The sequence below is a fragment of the Corynebacterium sp. AOP40-4SA-5 genome (assembly GCF_052377355.1).
Classification (GTDB): Bacteria; Actinomycetota; Actinomycetes; order Mycobacteriales; family Mycobacteriaceae; genus Corynebacterium.
In genome coordinates this window covers 143925-164284 of record NZ_JBQSWS010000001.1, presented here as the reverse complement: position 1 = coordinate 164284, position 20360 = coordinate 143925, and the positions used below count along the sequence as shown (strand labels likewise).

The 20360-nt window shown below is 71.4% G+C and carries 20 protein-coding genes; 13 read left to right on the top strand and 7 right to left on the bottom strand.

Going from position 1 to position 20360, the window contains the following annotated elements:
* Positions 1-6 precede the first annotated feature (6 nt).
* From ACT3S3_RS00780 to ACT3S3_RS00755, 6 genes are all read left to right on the top strand, one after another.
* A complete protein-coding gene (locus tag ACT3S3_RS00780; protein ID WP_301442750.1) occupies positions 7-258 on the top strand; it encodes an acetyl-CoA carboxylase subunit in 252 nt (83 codons plus the stop codon).
* Complete coding sequence (locus tag ACT3S3_RS00775; RefSeq protein ID WP_301442751.1) at positions 251-916, top strand: Maf family protein; 666 nt, start codon at positions 251-253, stop codon at positions 914-916. The genes ACT3S3_RS00780 and ACT3S3_RS00775 overlap by 8 nt, the downstream gene beginning before the upstream one ends.
* A gap of 660 nt (positions 917-1576) precedes the next feature.
* On the top strand, positions 1577-2446 hold the full coding sequence (locus tag ACT3S3_RS00770) for a sulfurtransferase (protein ID WP_301442752.1): 870 nt from the start codon (positions 1577-1579) through the stop codon (positions 2444-2446).
* 109 nt (positions 2447-2555) lie between these two features.
* Positions 2556-4325, top strand: a complete 1770-nt coding sequence (locus tag ACT3S3_RS00765; RefSeq protein ID WP_367620300.1) for an acetyl/propionyl/methylcrotonyl-CoA carboxylase subunit alpha — start codon at positions 2556-2558, stop codon at positions 4323-4325.
* Positions 4325-5896, top strand: a complete 1572-nt coding sequence (glpK, locus tag ACT3S3_RS00760; protein WP_301442754.1) for a glycerol kinase GlpK — start codon at positions 4325-4327, stop codon at positions 5894-5896. Before ACT3S3_RS00765 ends, glpK begins: the two co-directional genes overlap by 1 nt.
* Before the next feature lie 36 nt (positions 5897-5932).
* Positions 5933-6619 (top strand): DUF1707 SHOCT-like domain-containing protein, encoded by a 687-nt coding sequence (locus ACT3S3_RS00755; RefSeq protein WP_444626005.1) that lies wholly within the window; start codon positions 5933-5935, stop codon positions 6617-6619.
* Here ACT3S3_RS00755 and ACT3S3_RS00750 read toward each other — a convergent pair.
* Entirely contained in the window at positions 6600-7832 is a 1233-nt protein-coding gene (locus tag ACT3S3_RS00750; protein WP_441578781.1) for an amidohydrolase, read from the bottom strand. The two genes, ACT3S3_RS00755 and ACT3S3_RS00750, sit on opposite strands and share 20 nt — an antisense overlap.
* A gap of 146 nt (positions 7833-7978) precedes the next feature.
* Here ACT3S3_RS00750 and ACT3S3_RS00745 point away from each other — a divergent pair, with 146 nt between their 5' ends.
* Together ACT3S3_RS00745 and ACT3S3_RS00740 are read left to right on the top strand one after the other, a co-directional pair.
* Positions 7979-8845 (top strand): purine-nucleoside phosphorylase, encoded by an 867-nt coding sequence (locus tag ACT3S3_RS00745; protein WP_301442756.1) that lies wholly within the window; start codon positions 7979-7981, stop codon positions 8843-8845.
* Entirely contained in the window at positions 8842-10443 is a 1602-nt protein-coding gene (locus ACT3S3_RS00740) for a phospho-sugar mutase (protein ID WP_444614742.1), read from the top strand. Before ACT3S3_RS00745 ends, ACT3S3_RS00740 begins: the two co-directional genes overlap by 4 nt.
* A gap of 8 nt (positions 10444-10451) precedes the next feature.
* Here ACT3S3_RS00740 and upp read toward each other — a convergent pair whose 3' ends face one another.
* Positions 10452-11093 (bottom strand): uracil phosphoribosyltransferase, encoded by a 642-nt coding sequence (upp, locus tag ACT3S3_RS00735; RefSeq protein ID WP_301442760.1) that lies wholly within the window; start codon positions 11091-11093, stop codon positions 10452-10454.
* A gap of 118 nt (positions 11094-11211) precedes the next feature.
* Between upp and ACT3S3_RS00730 the strand changes: the two genes are divergently transcribed.
* From ACT3S3_RS00730 to ACT3S3_RS00710, 5 genes are all read left to right on the top strand, one after another.
* Positions 11212-11565: a hypothetical protein gene (locus tag ACT3S3_RS00730; protein WP_301442758.1), complete on the top strand. Its 354-nt coding sequence runs from the start codon at positions 11212-11214 to the stop codon at positions 11563-11565.
* Positions 11562-12545, top strand: coding sequence for a C40 family peptidase (locus ACT3S3_RS00725; RefSeq protein ID WP_441578782.1), 984 nt, complete (start codon positions 11562-11564; stop codon positions 12543-12545). The genes ACT3S3_RS00730 and ACT3S3_RS00725 overlap by 4 nt, the downstream gene beginning before the upstream one ends.
* Positions 12546-12561: 16 nt before the next feature.
* A complete protein-coding gene (locus ACT3S3_RS00720) occupies positions 12562-12780 on the top strand; it encodes a hypothetical protein (protein ID WP_301442868.1) in 219 nt (72 codons plus the stop codon).
* Between the two features lie 11 nt (positions 12781-12791).
* Positions 12792-14090, top strand: a complete 1299-nt coding sequence (locus tag ACT3S3_RS00715) for a hypothetical protein (RefSeq protein WP_301442867.1) — start codon at positions 12792-12794, stop codon at positions 14088-14090.
* A 143-nt stretch (positions 14091-14233) separates the two neighbouring features.
* Positions 14234-15721, top strand: a complete 1488-nt coding sequence (locus ACT3S3_RS00710; RefSeq protein ID WP_301442866.1) for an HNH endonuclease signature motif containing protein — start codon at positions 14234-14236, stop codon at positions 15719-15721.
* A 4-nt stretch (positions 15722-15725) separates the two neighbouring features.
* On the opposite strand, the gene ACT3S3_RS00705 is transcribed toward ACT3S3_RS00710, so the two are convergent.
* The 5 genes from ACT3S3_RS00705 to ACT3S3_RS00685 all read right to left on the bottom strand — a co-directional run bounded on the left by ACT3S3_RS00705 (position 15726) and on the right by ACT3S3_RS00685 (position 20353).
* Positions 15726-16355 (bottom strand): hypothetical protein, encoded by a 630-nt coding sequence (locus ACT3S3_RS00705; protein WP_301442865.1) that lies wholly within the window; start codon positions 16353-16355, stop codon positions 15726-15728.
* On the bottom strand, positions 16352-17023 hold the full coding sequence (locus ACT3S3_RS00700; RefSeq protein ID WP_441578783.1) for a hypothetical protein: 672 nt from the start codon (positions 17021-17023) through the stop codon (positions 16352-16354). The genes ACT3S3_RS00705 and ACT3S3_RS00700 overlap by 4 nt, the downstream gene beginning before the upstream one ends.
* A 1-nt stretch (position 17024) precedes the next feature.
* Positions 17025-17900, bottom strand: a complete 876-nt coding sequence (locus ACT3S3_RS00695) for a hypothetical protein (protein ID WP_301442863.1) — start codon at positions 17898-17900, stop codon at positions 17025-17027.
* A gap of 156 nt (positions 17901-18056) precedes the next feature.
* A complete protein-coding gene (locus ACT3S3_RS00690) occupies positions 18057-19628 on the bottom strand; it encodes a serine/threonine-protein kinase (RefSeq protein ID WP_301442862.1) in 1572 nt (523 codons plus the stop codon).
* Positions 19625-20353 carry a hypothetical protein gene (locus ACT3S3_RS00685; protein ID WP_444626003.1) on the bottom strand — a complete coding sequence of 243 codons (729 nt, stop codon included), beginning with the start codon at positions 20351-20353 and terminating at the stop codon, positions 19625-19627. Before ACT3S3_RS00685 ends, ACT3S3_RS00690 begins: the two co-directional genes overlap by 4 nt.
* Positions 20354-20360 lie beyond the last annotated feature (7 nt).

Here is a 20360-nt window from a genome sequence, read left to right as displayed (position 1 = left end):
ACGAGCATGACAACCCCCACCCCCGCCACCCCGGTGCCCTTCACCGTCGTCAAGGGCCACCCCGACGAGGTCGAGACCGAGGCCATCGCCCGCGCCCTGGCCGTCCTCGTGGCCGAGTCCGCCTCCTCCGGCACCGGCGCCGACCCCCGTGAGATCAACCGGCTGCGCGCCCGCACCACCTCCCGCGGCACCTGGGGAACCCCCACCGAACGCCTCCGCGGCGCGCGGAACTTCAACCCCACCGGCTTCCGTGCCTGAGCGCACTCCTGGGCGCACTCCTGGGCGCACCTTCGTCCTCGCGTCCTCCTCCCCCTCTCGCCTGTCGATCCTGCGCTCCGCCGGCGTCGAGCCGTCCATCCTGGTCCCCGGGGTGGACGAGGACGCCGCCGTCGCCGACCTGCACACACGCGTGGCCTCCCCCACCTCCGCGCAGGTCGTCTGCCACCTCGCGCAGACCAAGTCGCAGGCGGTGCTCACCCAGTACGCCGACCGGCTCGACCCGGGCAGCGTCGTCGTCGCCGCAGACTCCATGCTGCTGCTCGACGGCGAACTGCAGGGCAAGCCCCTGACCGCCGAGCGCACCGTGCAGCGGTGGCGTCAGCAGCGCGGCAGGAGCGCCACCCTGGTCACCGGGCACGCCGTGACCTTCCTGGGTGCAGCCGGCCACGAGACCGTGACCGGCGCCAGCGAGACCGTGGTCCACTTCGCCGACGCGTCCGACCGCGACATCGAGGCCTACGCCGCCACCGGCGAGCCCCTGCAGTGCGCCGGTGCGTTCACCCTCGAGGCCCTGGGCGGCTGGTTCATCGACCGGATCGAGGGCGATCCCTCCAGCGTGATCGGGCTGTCGCTGCCCCTGCTGCGGCGCACCCTCGCCGGCTTCGGGCTGGACGTCTCGGAGTTCTGGAACCGGTAGCTGCTCGCACACTCTCCCCTCCTTGCGCCATCTTGAGCCCTCAGGCCGCCACGGACCCTCCTCGGCGACCTGAGGGCTCAAGGTGCGCCGTTGTCCACCGGGGCCCGTGCCACACACGTCGGGCGCTCCCGGCCATCGTCCCGGTGCGGCGCAGCGAGCTGCCCGACGCACTGTGGCAGTGCACCACGCTGAACGGGCCGGCCCTGGCCGCCGCCGGCAGGGGCAAGGTCGACCAACGCACACTGGAGCGGCTGATGGGACTCAGCGACCCCGGTGCCCGGTCGCCGCAGGAGACCACGCTCCGGCTCGTCGCGAACCCGCTGCTGCCGGAGCCGTTCACCTGGGCCTCACAGGTACGGGTGGACCTGCCCGGACGTTCGACGGTGCTCGACCTCGCCTGCCGTGAACTGAAGGTGGGAGGTATTGCGTGTCGACGCCGCGCTGCTCAACCGGCGCCACGACAATCTCCTCGGACAGCTCACCAAGGCGATCGCACGTACGGCACCGTGAGCCCTCAGGTCGCTCAGAGTGCCCCAGGGCGACCTGGGGGCTCAAGGTGCCGGGGGCCACATCACCCACCGGAATTGTGCGGCGATCGCATTTCGTCGGGCCACGGGCGCTAGACTGCGTGTGACGACATGAAAGGCGGTGCCCTCACCCGTGAGAATCGAACTGGACCCCAGCCCGAATCTTCGGCAGTACGCCCACCCGGGCAAGCTCGTGACGAGCTCCTGGCTGGGCGCGAAACTGGGCGGCCCCGGGTTGAAGGTGGTGGAGTCGGACTCCGACCCCATCCTCTACAACATCGGACACCTGCCCACCGCCATCCGCATCGACCTGCACGATGACCTCGGTGACCCCGTCACCAGGGACTTCCTCGACGGCGAGGCCTTCGCCCGGCTCATGGACGCCAAGGGCATCACCCGGGACGACACGGTGGTGCTCTACGGCAACGACTCCAACCTCTGGGCGAGCTACACGTTCTGGATCTTCGAGCTCTTCGGCCACCCGGACGTGCGCCTGCTCGACGGCGGTCGCGAGGCGTGGATGCAGGACGAACGCGAGACGTCCTACGACGCCCCGCCGGAGCCCACCACCGGTTACCCGGTGGTCGAGCGTGACGACGTCTCCCACCGCATCTTCGTCGACGAGGTGCTCGCCCGCCGCGACGAGGTGCAGCTGGTGGACCTGCGGGATCCGGAGGACTTCATCGGTGCCGTGACCTCCGGGGAGGAGGACGCGCCGGCGACGGTGTGCCGCAACGGGCACATCCCGGGCGCGGTGAACATCCCGCAGCGTGCCACGCTGCACCCCAACCACCGCTTCCGCAAGCGCGGGGAGCTGGACGAGGTGTTCTCCGGGCTCGACGCCGCCGCGTCCACGGTCCCCTACTGCCATGCCGGCGAGAAGGCCGCGCACCTGTGGTTCGTGCTGCACCACCTGCTGGGCTGGGAGGACGTCCGTGCGTACGACGGCTCCTGGGTCGAGTGGGGCAACATGGTGCGCATGCCCATCGCCACCGGCGCCTGAGAGGGCCGTCGACGTCGTTTCTTCCTGTCGCGGGGTGACGTAGTAACGTCGTCACATCGTAGACCCTTGTGTGAGTGTCGTGTGTGACCCGTTTTTGTGAGGAGTGAACGTGCCGGTAGAGACCCGGAAGCTGTCGAAGGTGACGAAGGTGCTGATCGCCAACCGTGGCGAGATCGCCGTCCGGGTGATCCGGGCCGCCCGCGACGAGGGCATCTCCTCCGTCGCGGTGTACGCCGAGCCGGACGCCGACGCACCGTTCGTGCGCATGGCCGACGAGGCCTTCGCCCTCGGCGGCTCCACCCCTGCGGACTCGTACCTGGACATCACCCGCATCGTGGACGCCGCGGTGCGTTCCGGCGCGGACGCCGTCCACCCCGGTTACGGGTTCCTCTCCGAGCGCGCCGACTTCGCCGAGGCCGTGGTGGACGCCGGGCTGACGTGGATCGGCCCCTCGCCGCGCGCCATCGCCGAGCTGGGCGACAAGGTCACCGCCCGCCACTACGCGCAGAGCGTGGACGCCCCGATGGTCCCGGGCACCCGGGAGCCGGTGAAGGACGCCGCGGAGATCGTGGAGTTCGCCGGAAAGCACGGCCTGCCCGTGGCCATCAAGGCGGCGTTCGGCGGCGGTGGACGCGGCATGAAGGTCGCCCACACCGTCGAGGAGATCCCGGAGCTGTTCGACTCCGCCACCCGTGAGGCCGAGAAGGCGTTCGGCCGCGGTGAGTGCTTCGTGGAGCGCTACCTCGACCGCGCCCGGCACGTGGAGTGCCAGGTGCTGGCGGACGCGCACGGCAACTACGTCGTCGCGTCCACCCGTGACTGCTCGCTGCAGCGCCGGTTCCAGAAGCTCGTCGAGGAGGCCCCGGCCCCGTTCCTCACGGCCGAGCAGGACGACCGGCTGCGCAGTTCCGCCAAGGACATCCTGCGCGCCGCCGACTACCAGGGCGCGGGCACCGTGGAGTTCCTCATCGGCTCCGACGGCCTGATCTCCTTCCTGGAGGTCAACACCCGGCTGCAGGTCGAGCACCCCGTCACCGAGCAGGTCACCGGCTGGGACCTGGTGCGTGAACAGTTCCGCATCGCCGAGGGACTGGAGCTGTCGCGCACCAGCGACCCGGAGATCCAGGGCCACTCCATCGAGTTCCGCATCAACGGGGAGGACGCCGCCGCGAACTTCATGCCCGCCCCCGGTGCGCTGACGTCCTACCGTGAGCCATCCGGCCCGGGTGTGCGCGTCGACTCCGGCGTGGAACAGGGTGCGGTCGTCGGCGGCCAGTTCGACTCCATGCTCGCCAAGCTCATCGTCACCGGCGAGGACCGCGACCAGGCGCTGACCCGGGCACGCCGCGCCCTGGACGAGTACGTGGTCGAGGGCCTGCCGACGGTCATCCCCTTCCACCGTGCCGTCCTCGACGACGACGCCTTCACCGGCGACTCCCTCGACGTGTACACCCGCTGGATCGAGGAGGAGTGGGACAACCAGCTGCCGGCCGCCACCGACGCCGAGGCGGAGGCAGGCGCCGACGAGCCCGTGCCGTCCCGCCGCATCGCCGTCGAGGTCGACGGACGCCGCGTCGAGGTCAGCGTCCCAGGTGACCTCGTCGGCACCGGCGGGACGCGTCGCCGCACCCGCAAGAACACCGGACGCCGCGAGGTCAAGGTCTCCGGCGACACCGCGGTCGCCCCCATGCAGGGCACCGTGGTCACCGTCCTGGTCGAGGAGGGTACCGAGGTCGCCGAGGGTGACCCGCTGCTGGTCATCGAGGCGATGAAGATGGAGAACTCCGTCAAGGCGCACAAGGCCGGCACCGTGCAGGAGCTCGGCGTGGCCGCCGGGGACGGTGTCACCAAGTCGCAGCCGCTGCTGAAGATCCTCTGATGGTCGACCGGCTCAGCGGCCTGTTCCGGCCCCGGCAGGGACGGCAGGCGGGACGCGGCTACGTCCTGTCGCTGGACCAGGGAACCACGTCCACCCGCGCCATCGTCTTCGACGCCGCCGGTGCCGTGCACTCCGTCAGCCAGCTGGAACACCGGCAGATCTTCCCCCGTCCCGGATGGGTCGAGCACGACCCGGAGGAGATCCGCCTCAACGCCCGCCGCGTGATCGGCGACACCGTCGCCCGCTCCGACATCGGCACCGAGGACCTCACCGCCCTGGGCATCACCAACCAACGCGAGACCACCGTGGTCTGGGACCGGGAGACCGGCGAGCCCGTCTACAACGCCATCGTCTGGCAGGACAACCGCACCGGCGACTTCTGCTCCCGCCTCGACGCCGAGCACGGCGACCTCTTCCGGGAACGCACCGGGCTGCCGGTGTCCACCTACTTCGCCGGCCCGAAGATCCGCTGGATCCTCGACAACGTCGAGGGTGTGCGTGAGCGTGCCGAACGCGGCGAACTCGCCTTCGGCACCATGGACACCTGGATCATCTGGGAACTCACCCGCCGCTCCCGGCACAACTCCACGAACCGCCGCCACCGCGCCCGGCACATCACCGACGTCACCAACGCCTCGCGGACCATGCTCATGGACCTGCGCACCCAGAAGTGGGACCCGGAGCTGTGCGAGGCGATGGGCGTGCCGATGTCCATGCTGCCGGAGATCGTCAGCTCCTCCGAGCAGGTCGGGCGGGTGCAGCGCTCCGGGCCGGTGCACAACGTGGCCATCGCCGGCATCCTCGGCGACCAGCAGGCCGCCACCTTCGGACAGGCGTGCACCGAACCCGGTGAGGCCAAGTGCACCTACGGCACCGGCAACTTCCTGCTGATGAACACCGGCACCACCCTGGAGACGTCCTCCCACGGGCTGCTGAGCACCGTGGCCTACCGGCTGGGCAACCAGCCCGCCGTGTACGCCCTGGAAGGCTCCGTGGCGGTCACCGGCTCACTGATCCAGTGGCTGCGCGACAACCTCGGGCTGATCAGCTCCTCCTCCGAGGTCGAGGGCCTGGCCCGTAGCGTGGACGACAAAGGCGGCTGCGTGGTCGTGCCGGCGTTCTCCGGACTGCTGGCACCCCGGTGGGAGCCGGACGCCCGCGGCATCATCGCCGGGCTGACCCGCTACGTGACCAAGGCGCACATCGCCCGCGCCGCCCTGGAGGCCACCGCCTTCCAGACCCGCGAGGTCGTCGACGCGATGAACGCCGACTCCGGCGTCCCGCTGACACACCTGCGCGCCGACGGCGGCATGGTGGAGAACACCCTGCTGATGCAGTTCCAGTCCGACCAGCTCGGCGTGCCCGTCACCGTCCCCAAGATCACCGAGACCACCGCGCTCGGCGCCGCCTACGCCGCCGGCCTGGCCACCGGGTTCTTCGCCGACCTCGACGAGATCCGCCGGCTGTGGCAGGAGGAACGCACCTACACCCCCGACGTGCCGGCGTCCGACCGCGACGAGGCCTACGCCCTGTGGAACAAGGCCGTGGAGCGCACCCTCGGCTGGGCCTGATTTTGGGGCCTGACCCTCTGTCCTACACTGGGGACCATGTCACGTGATCCCCGAGACCCCACCGTCCGTATCGGCGACGCCGACCGTGAGGCCGCGCTGTCGGTGCTGGCCGTCCACTTCGCCGACGGCCGGATCACACTGACCGAGTACGACGACCGCTGCCGCGAGGCCGCGGCCGCCCAGACCAGGCACGAGCTCGACGTCCTGTTCCACGACCTGCCCGCACTGCCGAACCAGTCCGGCCAGCCCGGCGGGGCGGTGTCCGTCTACTCCGCCGGCGAACTCGCCGAACAGCACCGCCGTGGCGCACGCCCCCGCGCCGGCATCATGGCGCTGACCACCCTCGGCTCCGTCGCCGGGGCCATCGCCCTGGGCAACGACGCCTCCGCGCTCCTGCTGCTGCTCATCCCCGCGGTCGCGGTACTGCTGTACGTGCTGAAGGTCGGCCCCGAGTCCTGGCACACCCCCAGCCCGGAGGCCCTGGAACGGGCGAGGATGCGCCGGCTGCGCCGCGAACACCGGCTGGCGTTGGAGGAGCAGCAGCACACCCAGCAGCTCGCGCTGGAGGAGCAGAAGGCCCGGCGTAAGATGCGCACCTCGGAGATGACCGGCGACGCCATGGACATGGCGCAGCGCGCGATGAAGGGCGCCGCAGGACGGTTCCGGCCGCGTCGCGGCGAGGGTCCCGGTGACGGTCCCGGTACTACTGGTCCCCGAGGGTGATGAACTGGTCGATGACCCCGGCGAACATCCGGATGCCCACCGGCAGGCACGCCTCGTCCAGCACGATGTTGGGCTGGTGGAGGTCGGGCTTCTCCCCCCGGCCCGTCCACGCGCCCAGGCGCGCCATAGCACCGGGGACGTGCTCCAGGTACCAGCTGAAGTCCTCGCCGCCGGAGGACTGCGGTGCCTCCTGCAGGGCGTGCGGGTCGACGTCCTTCACGGCCTGCGCCATCACGGCGGTGCAGGCGTCGTCGTTGGTCACCGGCGGCACACCCTTGGTGTAGCGGATCTCCGCGGTGGCCCCGGTGGGGGCCAGGATCTGCTCCACGAGCTGGGGGAACAGGGCGTCCAGCTCGCGCCAGACCGTGGGGCTTCCGGTGCGCAGCGTGCCCAGCAGCGTGGCCTCCTGGGGGATGGCGTTGAAGGCGGACCCGCCGTTGACCGCGCCGAAGGTCAGCACGGTGCCGGTCCGCGGGTCCACACGCCTGGACAGGAGGCCGGGCAGCTGGGTGATCAGCAGGCCGACGGCGTAGATCACGTCGGCGGTGAGGTGCGGACGGCTGGTGTGCCCGCCCGCGCCACGCACCACCAGCTCCACCACGTCGGTGGCGGAGGTGATCGCACCGGTGCGCACACCGATCTGCCCGGCGCGCAGCTTCGGCTCGGCGTGCACGGCGAAGATGTGGCTGACGCCCTCGAGGGCACCGGCGCGGATGACGTCGGTCGCCCCACCGTCGAGGACCTCCTCCGCGGGCTGGAAGATGCAGCGTACCCGCTGGGTGAGCCCGTGGTCGCGGTCGTACTCCGCCAGCGCGCAGGCCAGGCCGAGCACCACGGTGGTGTGGATGTCGTGGCCGCAGGCGTGCATCACACCGGTGGTGGTGGAGGCGAAGTCGAGGCCGGTGACCTCGTTGAGTGGAAGGGCGTCGATGTCGGCGCGGAAGGCGATCGCGGGGTCGGCGTCCCGTGTCCCCTGCCCGCCGATGTCGACGGTGACCCCGGTGCCCGGGAGCCGTCGCGGCGACAGGCCTGCGTCGGTGAGCCGGTCGACGATGAACTGCGTGGTCGCGGTCTCGCGGTGGGACAGTTCCGGGTGGGAGTGAAGGTGGCGCCGCCAGCCGATCACCGTGTCGTGGTTGTCGACGGTCCAGGCGGCGACGGCGTCGGCCACCGGGACGGAGTCGGCGGAACCGAGGGTGCTCTCTGAGGCCACTGGGGCGGTGCTCCTTCAAGGTGAAGATCGTGTCGGGATGCTGCGGCGGGACAGCCGTTCCCGGCCATCCTCACCACTCTAGTCACTGTGCCCCTCCTCTCCTACCCCGGGCCACCTGACACCCGCCGCGCCCTATGCTGGGCCGTATGACCGACACGAAGGACACGAACGTCACACCGGACCCGGCCGCGACCGCCCGCCGGGCGGCCACGGAGATCGCGCGCAGGACGGGACGGGACTCCCACGACGTCGCCGTCGTGCTCGGCTCGGGGTGGCGTCCCGCCGCCGACGTGCTGTGCGGCGGGGACGGGGCCGGCGGGGTGACCGAGTTCCCGATGGCCGAGCTGCCCGGTTTCCTGCCGCCCACGGCCGAGGGGCACGGCGGCACGGTGCGCAGCCTGGAGGTCGGCGGGCTGCGCGTCCTGGTGATGCTGGGACGCACCCACGCCTACGAGGGGCACCCGCTGTGGCGGACGGTGCACGCGGTGCGCACCACCGCGGCGTGTGGCGTCCGGCGGCTGGTGCTCACCAACGCCGCCGGCGGGCTCGCCGAGGGCATGGAGGTCGGGGAGCCGGTGCTGATCAGCGACCACCTCAACATGACCGGACGCACCCCGCTGGTGGGCGCGGACTTCGTCAACCTCGTCGACGCCTACTCCCCTGCCCTGCGTGCCCTGGTCCGCGAGCTGCGTCCGGGCACACGCGAGGACGTGTACGCGATGATGCCCGGTCCGCAGTACGAGACGCCGGCGGAGATCCGCATGCTGCGCACCCTCGGCGCCGGGTTGGTCGGCATGTCCACGGTGCACGAGACCGTCGCGGCCCGTGCCGAGGGCCTCGAGGTCCTCGGCCTGTCGTTGGTGACGAACCTGGCGGCCGGCATCACCGGCGAACCGCTCGACCACGAGGAGGTACTCGCCGCGGGTGCCGCGTCCGCGGCGGAGGTCGGCGGGCTGCTGCGCACGCTGCTCGAAAGGCTCTCAGACACAACAGAAACGGAGGCCACACGATGAGCGGCACGTTGAGGTTCGGCACGGCAGGTCTGCGCGCCCCGGTGGGCTCGGGGCCGGACCGGATGAACGTGTCCACGGTGACGCGGGCGACCGGCGGGGTCGCCGCCTGGCTGACAGAGCGGCAGGGGCGGCAGGGGCGACAGGACGGTCCCGTCAGCGTGGCCGTCGGCTACGACTCGCGGTACGGCTCACACGCCATGGCGCGTGCGGCGGCGGAGACCTTCGCCGGGGCGGGGTTCGACGTCACGCTGATCGCCCACCCGGCGCCCACCCCGGTCATCGCGTGGCTGGTGAAGCACCGTGGGCTCGACGCGGGCGTGCAGATCACCGCGAGCCACAACCCGCGCGGCGACAACGGCTACAAGCTCTACCTCGCCGGCGGCTCGCAGCTGGTCAGCCCGGCGGACCGGGAGATCGAGGCGCACATCGACGACCAGCCCTCCGCGCCGGACGTGCCCCGCTCCACCACGGTGTCGCTGGACCTCGGGGCGGTCGACGGCTACGTCTCCGCCGTCGCCGCACCCCTGGCGTCCGGCGAGGGGAAGGTGCTCGCGGCGCGTCGCGACCTGCGGGTCCTCTACACCGCCCTGCACGGGGTGGGTGGCAGCACGCTGGAGGAGTCGTTCCGCAGCGCCGGGTTCAACCGGCCGGACACGGTGGTGCCGCAGCGTTGGCCCGACCCCGAGTTCCCCACCGTCGACTTCCCCAACCCCGAGGAGCCGGGAGCGTGCGACCTGCTGCTGGCGCAGGCGTCCGCCGCGCCGCCCTCGCAACGTCCTGACCTGCTGGTCGCGCTCGACCCGGACGCCGACCGCTGCATGCTCGGCATCCCGGACGCCTCGGCGCCGCTGGGCTACCGGATGCTGCGCGGCGACGAGACCGGTCCGCTGCTCGCGCAGCGGGCGCTGGAGCACAATGGCGCTGAGGGCACTGGCAGCACAGGGAACAAGCCCGTCGTCGCGACGACGGTGGTGTCGTCCTGCCTGCTGGGACGCATCGCCGCGGCCCGCGGCTGGGAGTTCCGCGAGACGATGACCGGGTTCAAGAACCTCGCCCGCGCCGCCGACGATACCGACGGCGAGCTCGCCTACGCCTACGAGGAGGCGATCGGCACCTGCCCGTTCCCGCAGGTCGTGGCCGACAAGGACGGTTTCGCCACCGCGCTGCTCGCCGCCACCTGGGCCGCGGAACTCAAGGCCCACGGCGCCTCACTGCAGGACGAGCTCGACCGGCTCGACGCCGAGTTCGGACCGGTGCGCACAGCGCAGGTCCCGGTACGTTGCGACTCCACGCAGGACGCCGCGACGCTGGTCGCCGACTGGGCGCAGTCGCCGCCGGCGGGTCTGGCGGCCGGTCGGGACGCGCGCGGGACGGACGTCGAACCACTCGACGGCACCAACGCGGCGTCCGGCGTGCGGTTGACCTGGACGTCGGACGACGGCCTGGGGTACCGGGTCATCGCCCGGGCGTCCGGCACGGAGCCGAAGGCGAAGTTCTACCTCCAGGTGGCCGGCGGGACGGACGACGGGACCGCTGCGGTGGAGTCCGCGCTGGCCGGTCTCGCCACCACGGTGCGCCAGGCTGTGCCGGGTAGTTAGCCCCGCGACTAGCTCAGGTCGATGTTGCGGGGGCCGTAGAGCCGGTCGCCGGCGTCGCCGAGGCCGGGGACGATGTAGGCGTTGTCGTCGAGCTCGGGGTCGACAGTGGCGGTGACCAGGCGCTTCACCGGGTAGCCGGAGTCACGCACCGCCTCCACACCCGGCACCGCGGCGACCATGCAGACCACCACGATGTCCGTCGCGCCACGCTCGGCGACCAGGCGCAGACCGTGCAGCAGGGAACCACCGGTGGCGAGCATCGGGTCCACCAGGAACACGGTGCGGTCCGACAGGTCGTCCGGCAGGGCCTCGAGGTAGGGCACGGGCTCGTGGGTCTGCTCGTCGCGCGCCATGCCCAGGAAACCGACCTGCGCGTCGGGGATCATCGAGAGCGCGGGGTCGATCATGCCGAGCCCGGCGCGGATGATCGGCACGACGATCGGCGGATTCGCCAGACGCCGCCCCGTCGCCATCGCCACGGGGGTCTCCACGGAGAACTCCTCGGTCGGCAGGTCGCGGGACGCCTCGTAGACCAGCATCGCGCCGAGGTCGGCGAGTGCGCCGCGGAAGGCGACGTTGTCGGTGCGGGCGTCGCGCATGATCGTCAGCCGTGAGGCGGCCAGCGGGTGGTCGACCTGCACGACCTCCATCCCGCTCGACGCCGTGCCGGACGCACCGGTCTGCCTGGTTCGCTGTGAATCCTCCATACCCTCCAAAATAGCCCACGGTGCGGGGAACCTCCGAGCCCGCCGGCGAGTCTCTCTCACCATGGCACCCGCACACGAGTCCCCGACCCACGCAGCGACCGGCCTGGTGGCGGACGTGGAGGCACTGACCTCCGCCGCGTCCCGCGCCGATCGTGTCGCCGACCTGCTCACCACCGGTGCGTCCGGCGATGGCCCGGCCGTCCCGCCCGTGCTCCCGGCCCTCGTCCCGCAGGCCGCGGGGCTGGTCGCCGCGCTGCAGCGCGCCCGCGGGCGGCAGGCGGACGCCCTGGCGGGGTTCTCCGGTTTCTACCGTGCCAGCGCCTCCTCGCTGACGACCACCGCGGTGGACCTGGCGGCCGGCGAGGCCGGCTCCGCGGCGGCCTTCTCGGGCACCTGGCAGGGGCCCGGGGCATGACCGACCTGCTCAGCCTCGTCGAACCCGTGCGCCGGCTCGTGCCAACGGCGGCGTCCGCCGGCAACCACCCGCTCGCCGCCCTGCTGGTGGACGCCGGCACGTCCGACCTGGCCGGCCAGCTGGCGAACCAGCTCCCCGGGCTGGTGGACGCCGCGCTGCGCGGCACCGCGGGCAGCGTCGCCGTCGACCGGCTCACCGGGGCAGGCACCGACACCACCGAGATCCTCCGCCTGGCCGGGGAGGTCGAGGCCGTGGCGCAGGAGGCGACGGCGGCGACCGGACGCGCGGCGGCGGACATCACGCTCATCGTCGAGCAGTGCATCCGACAGATCATGGTGGCGGTCGTCGGTGCCCCGCTCTCCCCCGGCGCCCCCGCCGCCGCGCTGCAGATCGCCTGCCTGCACCTCGCCCGCGCCCAGGAACGCCTGGACCTCCTCGGTGCCGAGCTCGCCGAACTCACCACCCGCGTCGACGTCACCGACGCCGCGCTACCCACGGTGCCGCCGTCACCGGACGCCCCGGCGTCCGCGACATCGGCGTCGCCTGGGTCCCCGGGGTCCCCACCGCCGGAGGTGGCCGTCGGCGCCGAAGCGTCCGACGTATCCGACGTGTCCGACGTGGCAGGCGCACCCACCCCGCAGGCCGCGGCGGCCGTGGAGGCGGCGAAGTCCGCGATCGGCACGCCCTACGTGTGGGGAGGCACGTCACCGGCCACCGGCGTGGACTGCAGCGGACTGACCCAGTGGGCCTACGGGCAGGCCGGGGTCGACATCCCGCGCACCGCCGACCAGCAGGCCGTCGGCACCCCCGTGGGCGCCGACGACCTCGCCCCCGGCGACCTCGTGGTGTGGGACGGCCACGTCGCCATGGTCACCGGCGACGGGCAGATGATCGAGGCCGGCGACCCGGTGCAGGTCAACCCCGTACGCACCGAGAACATCGGCATGGGTTTCCTCGGCTTCTACCGGCCGACCGCCTGAGGAGGGTGAGACCACGATGACCCACGACAACACGGGCAGGGGCCGGCTGGGCCGACGGTCGCAGCGCCGGGGCCTGGCCAGGATCGTCACCACGCCGGCCAGCGCCGAATACAACGTCGAGCAGTTCCTCGGCGAACCACCGCCGACCGTGCCACCGGTGCTGAAGGCGGAGCTGTTCACCTCCACCGGTGCACACGGTGGTCCGGTCATCGACCCGGGCCACGCTTCCCGCTAAAATCTGTCGTCATGGCAGACAACGGAATCGTCACCCTCGAGCTCGAGACCACCGCCGGCACGTACTACACGCTGTGGGCCCCAGGCTGGGTGTCGCGCGGCGAACAGTGGCAGGCGTTCCTCGGCGACGAGTCCGGGGTCTTCGCGTTCAACTCGCCGGCGGAACTGCTGGCCTGCATCACCTCGACGTCCGCCCACGACCTGGCGGACCACCCCGCCTGGGCGTCCTTCATGGACGGCGCGGAAGCGCGCGTGACCCCGCGCAAGGGCGGACGGATCAGCTTCGTCGAACTCCCCAACAACCTGGCCGGCCGTCCGTCCTTCGAGAACACCCGGACGGTGGCCAACGCCTTCCAGGTGCTGCGCTCGCTCGGCGTCGTGTGCGGCATCAACCGCATCAACCGGTGGTTCCACTCCTACTCCGTGCTGTCCAACGTCAGCCGCGGCCAGGACCACTACGCCGGGGAGAACGGGCTGGCCGAGTGGTCGAGCGTGGGACTGACCGTGCGTGACAACTGGGTCGAGCTCACCGACGACGTCGACGAGGCACTGGTCACCCCGGATCTCGGGGAGGACGCCGAGGCGCTCGTCGCCGACGCGCAGGCGCGCATCGACGCCGCCGCCGAGAAGGAGGAGGCCGGAGAGAAGGCAGGGGCGGACGAGAAGGCCGACGAGGAGATCGCTGGCACCGCAGGTGCTGCAGGTGCCGCGGCAGGCTCGGACGAGGAAGGCGCAGACGAGGACGCGGCCGACCCGTACGACGCCACCCCCTGGGGCCGGGCGGGCATCGACCCGATCCGGATCACGGTCGACGGGACCACGGTCTACACCCTGCGCTGCTACGTGGGCGACCGCTCCCCGGTGTTCCTGGGTCACCGCGGGGAGATCAACACCTTCCCGTCCTCCCGGTCACTGGTGCGCTGGATCGTCGACGCACGCGACCACGACCTCGCGGAGATGGAGACCTGGGGCGACCTGGTGACCCTGGCCAACGCCGGGGAGCTGGAGGTGGAGGTCCACCCGTCGAACGTCTACGGGTTCACCGGGCTGCGCTCCGACATCACCGAGGGTATCGAGGCCGTCGACACCGAGCAGCTGGGCCGGGCGTACGAGCTGTTGGCCGACGCCGCCGACTGGGCGCAGGACGACGGGGTCAACAAGGTGCTCCTCGCCTACCCGCGTCTGCAGGACTACATCGCCTACATGCTGGGGTCCCCCTCCGCGGCGACCCCGACGCCCCCCTTCGACGAGGAGGCGAACGGGTGGACGCGTCTGGAGGAGAACCTGACCGGCCGTTTCACCAAGTTCTGACGGTTCTGAGACTTCTGAGGCCCGGGAAACTTTCTCGCGCAGAACCCTTGACGAACACCTTTTCGAACATTACTGTTAGTTGGCAGATAGAAGATTCATGTAGGGCGGGCCAACGGAACACATGATCGAGAGGGGCGGCGGGGATGTCGGAGACGGAACCACCTGCAGGTCTGGTCGGGTCGACCACCGACCTGTGCGAGGCGCTGGACCGGCTCGATTCCGCGGTGCAGGACGTCATCGCCCACGGCCCCGAGACCTGGTCGAGGATGGACGAGTCCTCCCGGCTGCAGGCCGTGCAGAAGCTCGAACGGGCCAGGAAGAAGCTGGCCCTGGCCGATTCCTCATTCATCTCCGCCCACGAGGCGGACCTCCCCGCCGGACCACAGCGACGTGCCCGTGCACTGAGCGAGATCCTCAACACGACGCTGCGGGACGCGAAGACCCGTCTCACCGGCTGGTCCCGCACCGCCGAACGGCCGGACCCGTGGGGGCCGGACCCCACCGCGCCGCACGTCGAGCACATGCCGCACCTGACAGAACTGGTCGGTGAAGGCCTCCTCGACGCCGCCGGGGTGGAGAAAGTCGACCGTCAGATCCGGGCGCTGCCGGCCGCGATCCAGCCGGAGATCACGCGCATCGCCGACGAACCCGTCGCCGACCTCGCCAGGAAGCAGGGGCCGGACATCCTCGACTCCTTACGCAACTTCCTCCTGGACCTCGTCGGGGCCGACGAGCCCTACACCGAGAAGGACCACCGCAGGATGAGGTCGCTGACGCTCGGGCGGCAGGGCGTGGACGGGATGACACCGATCCGCGGCACCCTGACCCCGCACCTCGCGGCGTCGATGCAGCGTCTCATGGCGGACCACGCCAAGACCGGCGACCTCCTGGACGAGGACGCCGCCGCCGAGGACGACCGCACCCCGGAGCAGCGGCGTCACGACGCGCTCGCCGCCGCCGTCCACGCCGGTTACGGCCCCGGACGGGCCCTGAACCCCGGCCGCGGTGCGACGACCATCGTCGCGGTCATGCCGGTCGAACAGCTGATCGCACGGACCGGCACAGCGCTGACGGACGTGGGCGTGCACGTCCCCGCCGCGACGTTGCTGGAGGACACCGACCGCCTGGAGACCTGCCTGCAGGTTCTCGGCGTGGACGGCCGCACGCTGTGCTTCGGCCGCTCCCGCAGACTGGGGAGCCTGGACCAGTACCTCGCCCTCGTCGGCGAGGAGGGCATCAGTTCGGCACCGGGCACCGACAGCGCCCCCGCGCACTGCCACGTCCACCACATCGACGGGTGGAGCGCCGGCGGCGCGACCGACCTCGACAACCTGACGTTGGTCTCACCCGCCATGCACGCCCGGGTGGACGACTCCCGCACCAACCCGGACCGGTGGTGGACCGTCACCGCCGAAGACGGCACAGGGCGCCGGGTCATCTGGACACCGCCCGTCGGCGAGGACCCGACACGGACCGCCGTACACAACGACCACCCCACGGTGCGCCGCCACCCCGGTGCCGCGAGGCGCCGCCTCTACCGTGATCAACTGCGCAAGAGGACGGGAGAGAAGAAACCGGGGAGCAACGGGAGCAAGGACAAGGACACGACGACCAGCGGGGATCCGCCGTGACGCCTCAGCACGGGCTGGAGTAGGAGGTGTCCCCGTCCAGCAGCCGGGCGTTGCTCCCCGGGGTCGCCGCAGCGGCAGCGCACAACGCCTCCCGGTCGTCGCCGTAGTCGACGACGACCGGGTGGACCGTCGTGCCGTCCACGCCCGGCCTCAGGGAGGGACAGTGCCCGGGCTCCAGCAACACCGCCCCCGGGTTGGCCGCGACCGCGCCGTCCACCTCCGAACGGAAGGTGGGGCTATTCCCCATCACCGAGGAGACGATGAGCACCCCACGGCCGTCGCACGCCAATCCGTCGTCCGGCTCCGACTGGGGTTCCGGCTGGGGTTCCGGCTCAGACTCAGACGGGGACTCCGGCTGGGTTCGGGTTTCGGCCTGCCCGGCGGTGACCGTGACGGTCTCGGTGTCCTGCGTCGCGTCCGGGGAGGACGTCTCCGACGCCTGTTCAGACTCCGGCGAGCGTTGCACCGAGGTCAGCTCGAGGGCGGCGTCGTCCGCGGCAGTCGCGTCCTCCCCCGAACGCGCAGACCACAGTGTCAACGCCAGCACGAGCGCGGCGACCAGCACCAGGATGCCGACGACACCGGCGATGATACCGACGATAATCCACGGGCTCTGCCGCCCGCCGGGAGTCACGACCGGACTTCCCCACGTGCCGCCGACCAGGGGTAGGACGAGCGCAGCGCGAAGTACGCCCCCAGCGCCAGCAGCAGGATGCCGGCGACGAGCACCACGTACTCCCCCGGGCCCGTCGTCGTGCGGACGGAATCGAGCAGGGCCCGCAGGATCTCAGCGTCCTGCCCGCTGGGTCCGCCGTCGGTCGAGAAGAGTTCGTCGTCGACCCCCAGTGCCGTGACCAGCCCGTAGACCGCGTACCCGATGAAACCTGCTCCGCAGACGGCGACCACCACCGAAGCGATACGACGCAGCGCGGTGAATCCGATGAGCACGGCCGCAGCCAGGACGAGGAGAAGCAGACCACAGGCCAGCGACAGGAGCGTCGCGTCCACCCAGGTCTCCTGCAGCCCGATCGAGTGGAACGCACCGGTGACCGTACCGAAGCCGGAGATGGTGAACACCATGTCGGAGTCCTCAGCGCCGGTCGAGCCGGTCGCCCCGGCCGTGGCCGCGGTGATCACGGTCCTGCCCCAGGGCAGGGCGAGTCCGACTACCGCCAGCAGGGCGAGTACACCCGTCGCCGCGGCGACGACCAGGTGGTGGGTCGCCAACGCGTGGGCCTGGCCGAGCGCCACCCGCCCCTTCGACGGGGTCGCCGTCGCGTCCTGCGTGCCGGTGTCCGTCAAGCTACTGCTCCGAACGGTTGTCGGGCGCCACGATCTTGCGCACGCCCCAGATGATCTCGTTGATGCTGACCCAGGCGGCGACGTGCGCGAGGGTGAACAGCGTGGCCTTCATCACCGACAGCCCGGCGTTCACGTCGCTGGCTCCGGCGGTCAGCAGGACGATGAGCGGGTAGATCATGCCGACGACGATGACCGCCAGCAGCGAGAGGTACAGCTTCGACTCGCTGCGGGACCGCGACCCGACGCCCCAGGTGCTCGTGTCGAGCTGCGGGGTCTGGCGCTGCGCCTGTCCCTGTGCCTGACCTGGTGCCTGACCCGGCGCCTGCTGGAACTGGTTGTTCGGTGCGGCGTGCTGCGGCCCGCGGTAGCCACCGGGCACAGAGGACGCAGCGGGCTGCTGCCACGAGTTCGGCGCCGGCGCGTCCTGCGCATCCTGGTTGTCCGGGTCGTCCTGATAGTCGGGGGCGTCCTGCACGGTCTCCGTGGGGGACTCGCCCAGATCCGGGGCGTCCTGGCCGATCAGCGGTTCCTGCTCCGACACGACAGGATTCTCCCGCGTGACGTCCGGGTCGACACCCTGCCCGACGAGGTCGTATCCGCCGGACACGTTCGGCGACTGCGTGTCCGCGAGGTCGTGCAGCCACCGGATGTTGACGACGTCGTCCTGCGGCCCGTTGAGGGCGGCCTCGTAGAGGTCGCGCTTGTACGGGTCTCCGAGGATCGCCCTGGCGGTCTGCATCTGGTCTACCTCGGGCGAGTCACCGCTGAATCCCCGACCGCGCAGGTCGGACAGGCGGGAGTCGAGGACCTCCGCGATCTCCCGCGGCGGCATGTCCTTGTCGAGCTGAAGTTCGGTGTACAGGTCGTAGTTCGCCATGGGAGTCCTTGTCTCTATCGGCCGTTTCTGGTCCGTCACTGGACCGTCTCTGGTCCGTCTCTGGGGCGTTCAGGGGCACTCTAATACATCAGTCTGGCAATCGAATACCTGGAATCGAATACCTGGAATCCGGTGAGCCCTCACCTCTCCAGCCGATCAGCATACGGGCATGCCCTGGATGACGTCGAGCGCCGAGGACGCCTCGTCCACGGCCTCCCCGGTCAGCAGCATGGCGTACCGGGTACGGTCCGCGGACTCCGGGAACACCGACATCGCCCCACCGGTCTCGGCGGCATCGACCGTCCTGATCCGGCATCCGTCGTACTCGAACGGTGCAGCCCCCTCGGCGGGGACGTAGGACGCCCGGACCTCCTCGCTGCCGAAGTCGACGACGGCCATGGTCAGTCCGTCGCCGCGGCAGGTCACGCGGGCCTGTTCCTCGCCGCGGGGCTCGCCGCTGTCGCAGGTCATCCCCTGCCATCCGCTCTGCCCCTGCCGCTCAGGCAGGAGTGAGGGGAAGGCGTTGACGATCCTGGCGTCGTCGGCGTCCCACGCCGGCGTCACGACGTGGCGGTATCCCAGGAACCCGCCGACGCCGACCACCGCCAGCAGCGCGAGGACGCCGAGCACGACGACGGGCGTGCGCGCCGCGTTGCGCCGGACGGACGCCCCGGACGCAGCCGGCGACGGCGCCGCCGCCCAGTTCACCGGCACCTCGCGCGTCGGCGCGTCCTGCCGGTTGGCGGAGACAGGGGCGGCGGGAGCGGCAGGGTCGGCGAGCGCGTCGAGGAACGCCACGGCGGTCGGGTACCGGCGCCCGGGGTCGTTGTCCAGCGCCCGGCGCAGCACCGCGGTGAGGTGCGGGGCGGCCGGGCCGTCCTGCGGTGCCAGCGCGTCCGGGGTGAGCGTGGGCAGTGTCCGCTCGCCCCGCCACGCGGCCGTGGACATCGTGTCGCGGAACGCGGTGAGGGTGAGCATCTCCAGGGCGATCAGCGCGAGTGCGTAGCGGTCGGTCGCCGCACTGTAGTCCACCTTGTGTGCGCCGTAGGTGGTGGCCATGGTGAAGATCTCCGGGGCCATGTACTTCTCCGTGCCGATCACCATGCCGGTGGAGGTCACCCGGGTGTCGTCGCCGGCGATGCTGATGCCGAAGTCGGTGAGCAGTGCCGTCGTGCCCACGCTGCCGTGCGGGTCGCGGGGAAGCAGGATGTTCGCCGGTTTGAGGTCGCGGTGCACCACCGGCGGCGAGCGGTGGTGGATGTGGTCCAGGGCCTCGGCGACGGGACGCAGGATGCGGCACGCCTCGTCGACGCTGAAGCGCCGTCCGGTGCCGCGACGTTCCTCCAGCGCCTCGGCGAGGTCACCGCCGTCGACGTAGTCCATGACGAAGTAGGCGGCCGTACCGGTGGTCGACGTCGCGTCTGCGGAGTCGGCGTAGTGGATGTTGACCACCGAGGTGTGGCGGATCGTGGCCAGCGTCCTCATCTCCGCGAGGAACCGCTGGTAGCCGTCACCGGCGCCGGGCCCGCCTGGCCCGACGATCTCCGGACGGATCGCCTTCACCGCCACCCAGCGGTGCAGCCCCCGGTCGTAGGCGCGGTAGACGTGCCCCATGCCGCCCCGGCCGACCGGGGTGAGGTCGGTGAGGTTGTGCCGGGACTCGAGCTCGGCGGCGAGACCGGCGGGACCGGCTGGACCGTCCGCGCCGGTCTCTCCCCAGCCGCTCACCCGGCGTCCTCGGAGCTCCAGGTGAAGTCGCGGGAGGACACCTCGTCGCCGCTGCCGTCGATGACCCGGACGCCCGACCCGGTGAGTTCCACGCGGGAACCGTTGCCGTCGAGGGAGCGGGTCACCCACCGTCCCGCGCTGACGCGGCCCATGTCGATGTCGTACTCGGCGGACCGGTCGTTGTAGAAGCCCCGGTAGTAGAGGTCGCCGCGCTCCCCGACACGGCAGACCACCGCGTAGTCCTCGCCGTTGGTCCCGGCGTAGACCCACTCGTCGCTGGAGTTGCAGGACGCCGCGCTCACGCCGCGCCATCCCCGCGGGCTCAGGTCCGACGGGGTGCCGGGTGAGCTAGTGGTGGTCGGCGTGCTGGAGGTGGTCGGTGCGCTGGACGTGCTGGGCTCCGGCGACCGGACGGACGTCGGGGTCTCGCTCGTCTCGCTCGTCACCTCCGGCTCGGGGACGGCGGTGAACTGCAGCGGGGAGCCGCCGTCGTCGGACGCGTCGTCGGTGGTGTTGTTCCAGGCCAGCATGCCTGCGACGGCGAGCCCGACGACCACGACGATCGCGACGACCGCGACCACGGCCGCCACGATGATGCCGGTGGCGAGCCCACCTGCGCGGCCTGACTTACCTGTGTTCCCTGTGTTCCCTGTGTTCCCGGCACCGGGTTCCTGCCGCCAGGGGTTGCCGCCGGGCGCAGGCGTGCCCCAGTCGTTGTTCCCCACTCCGTCT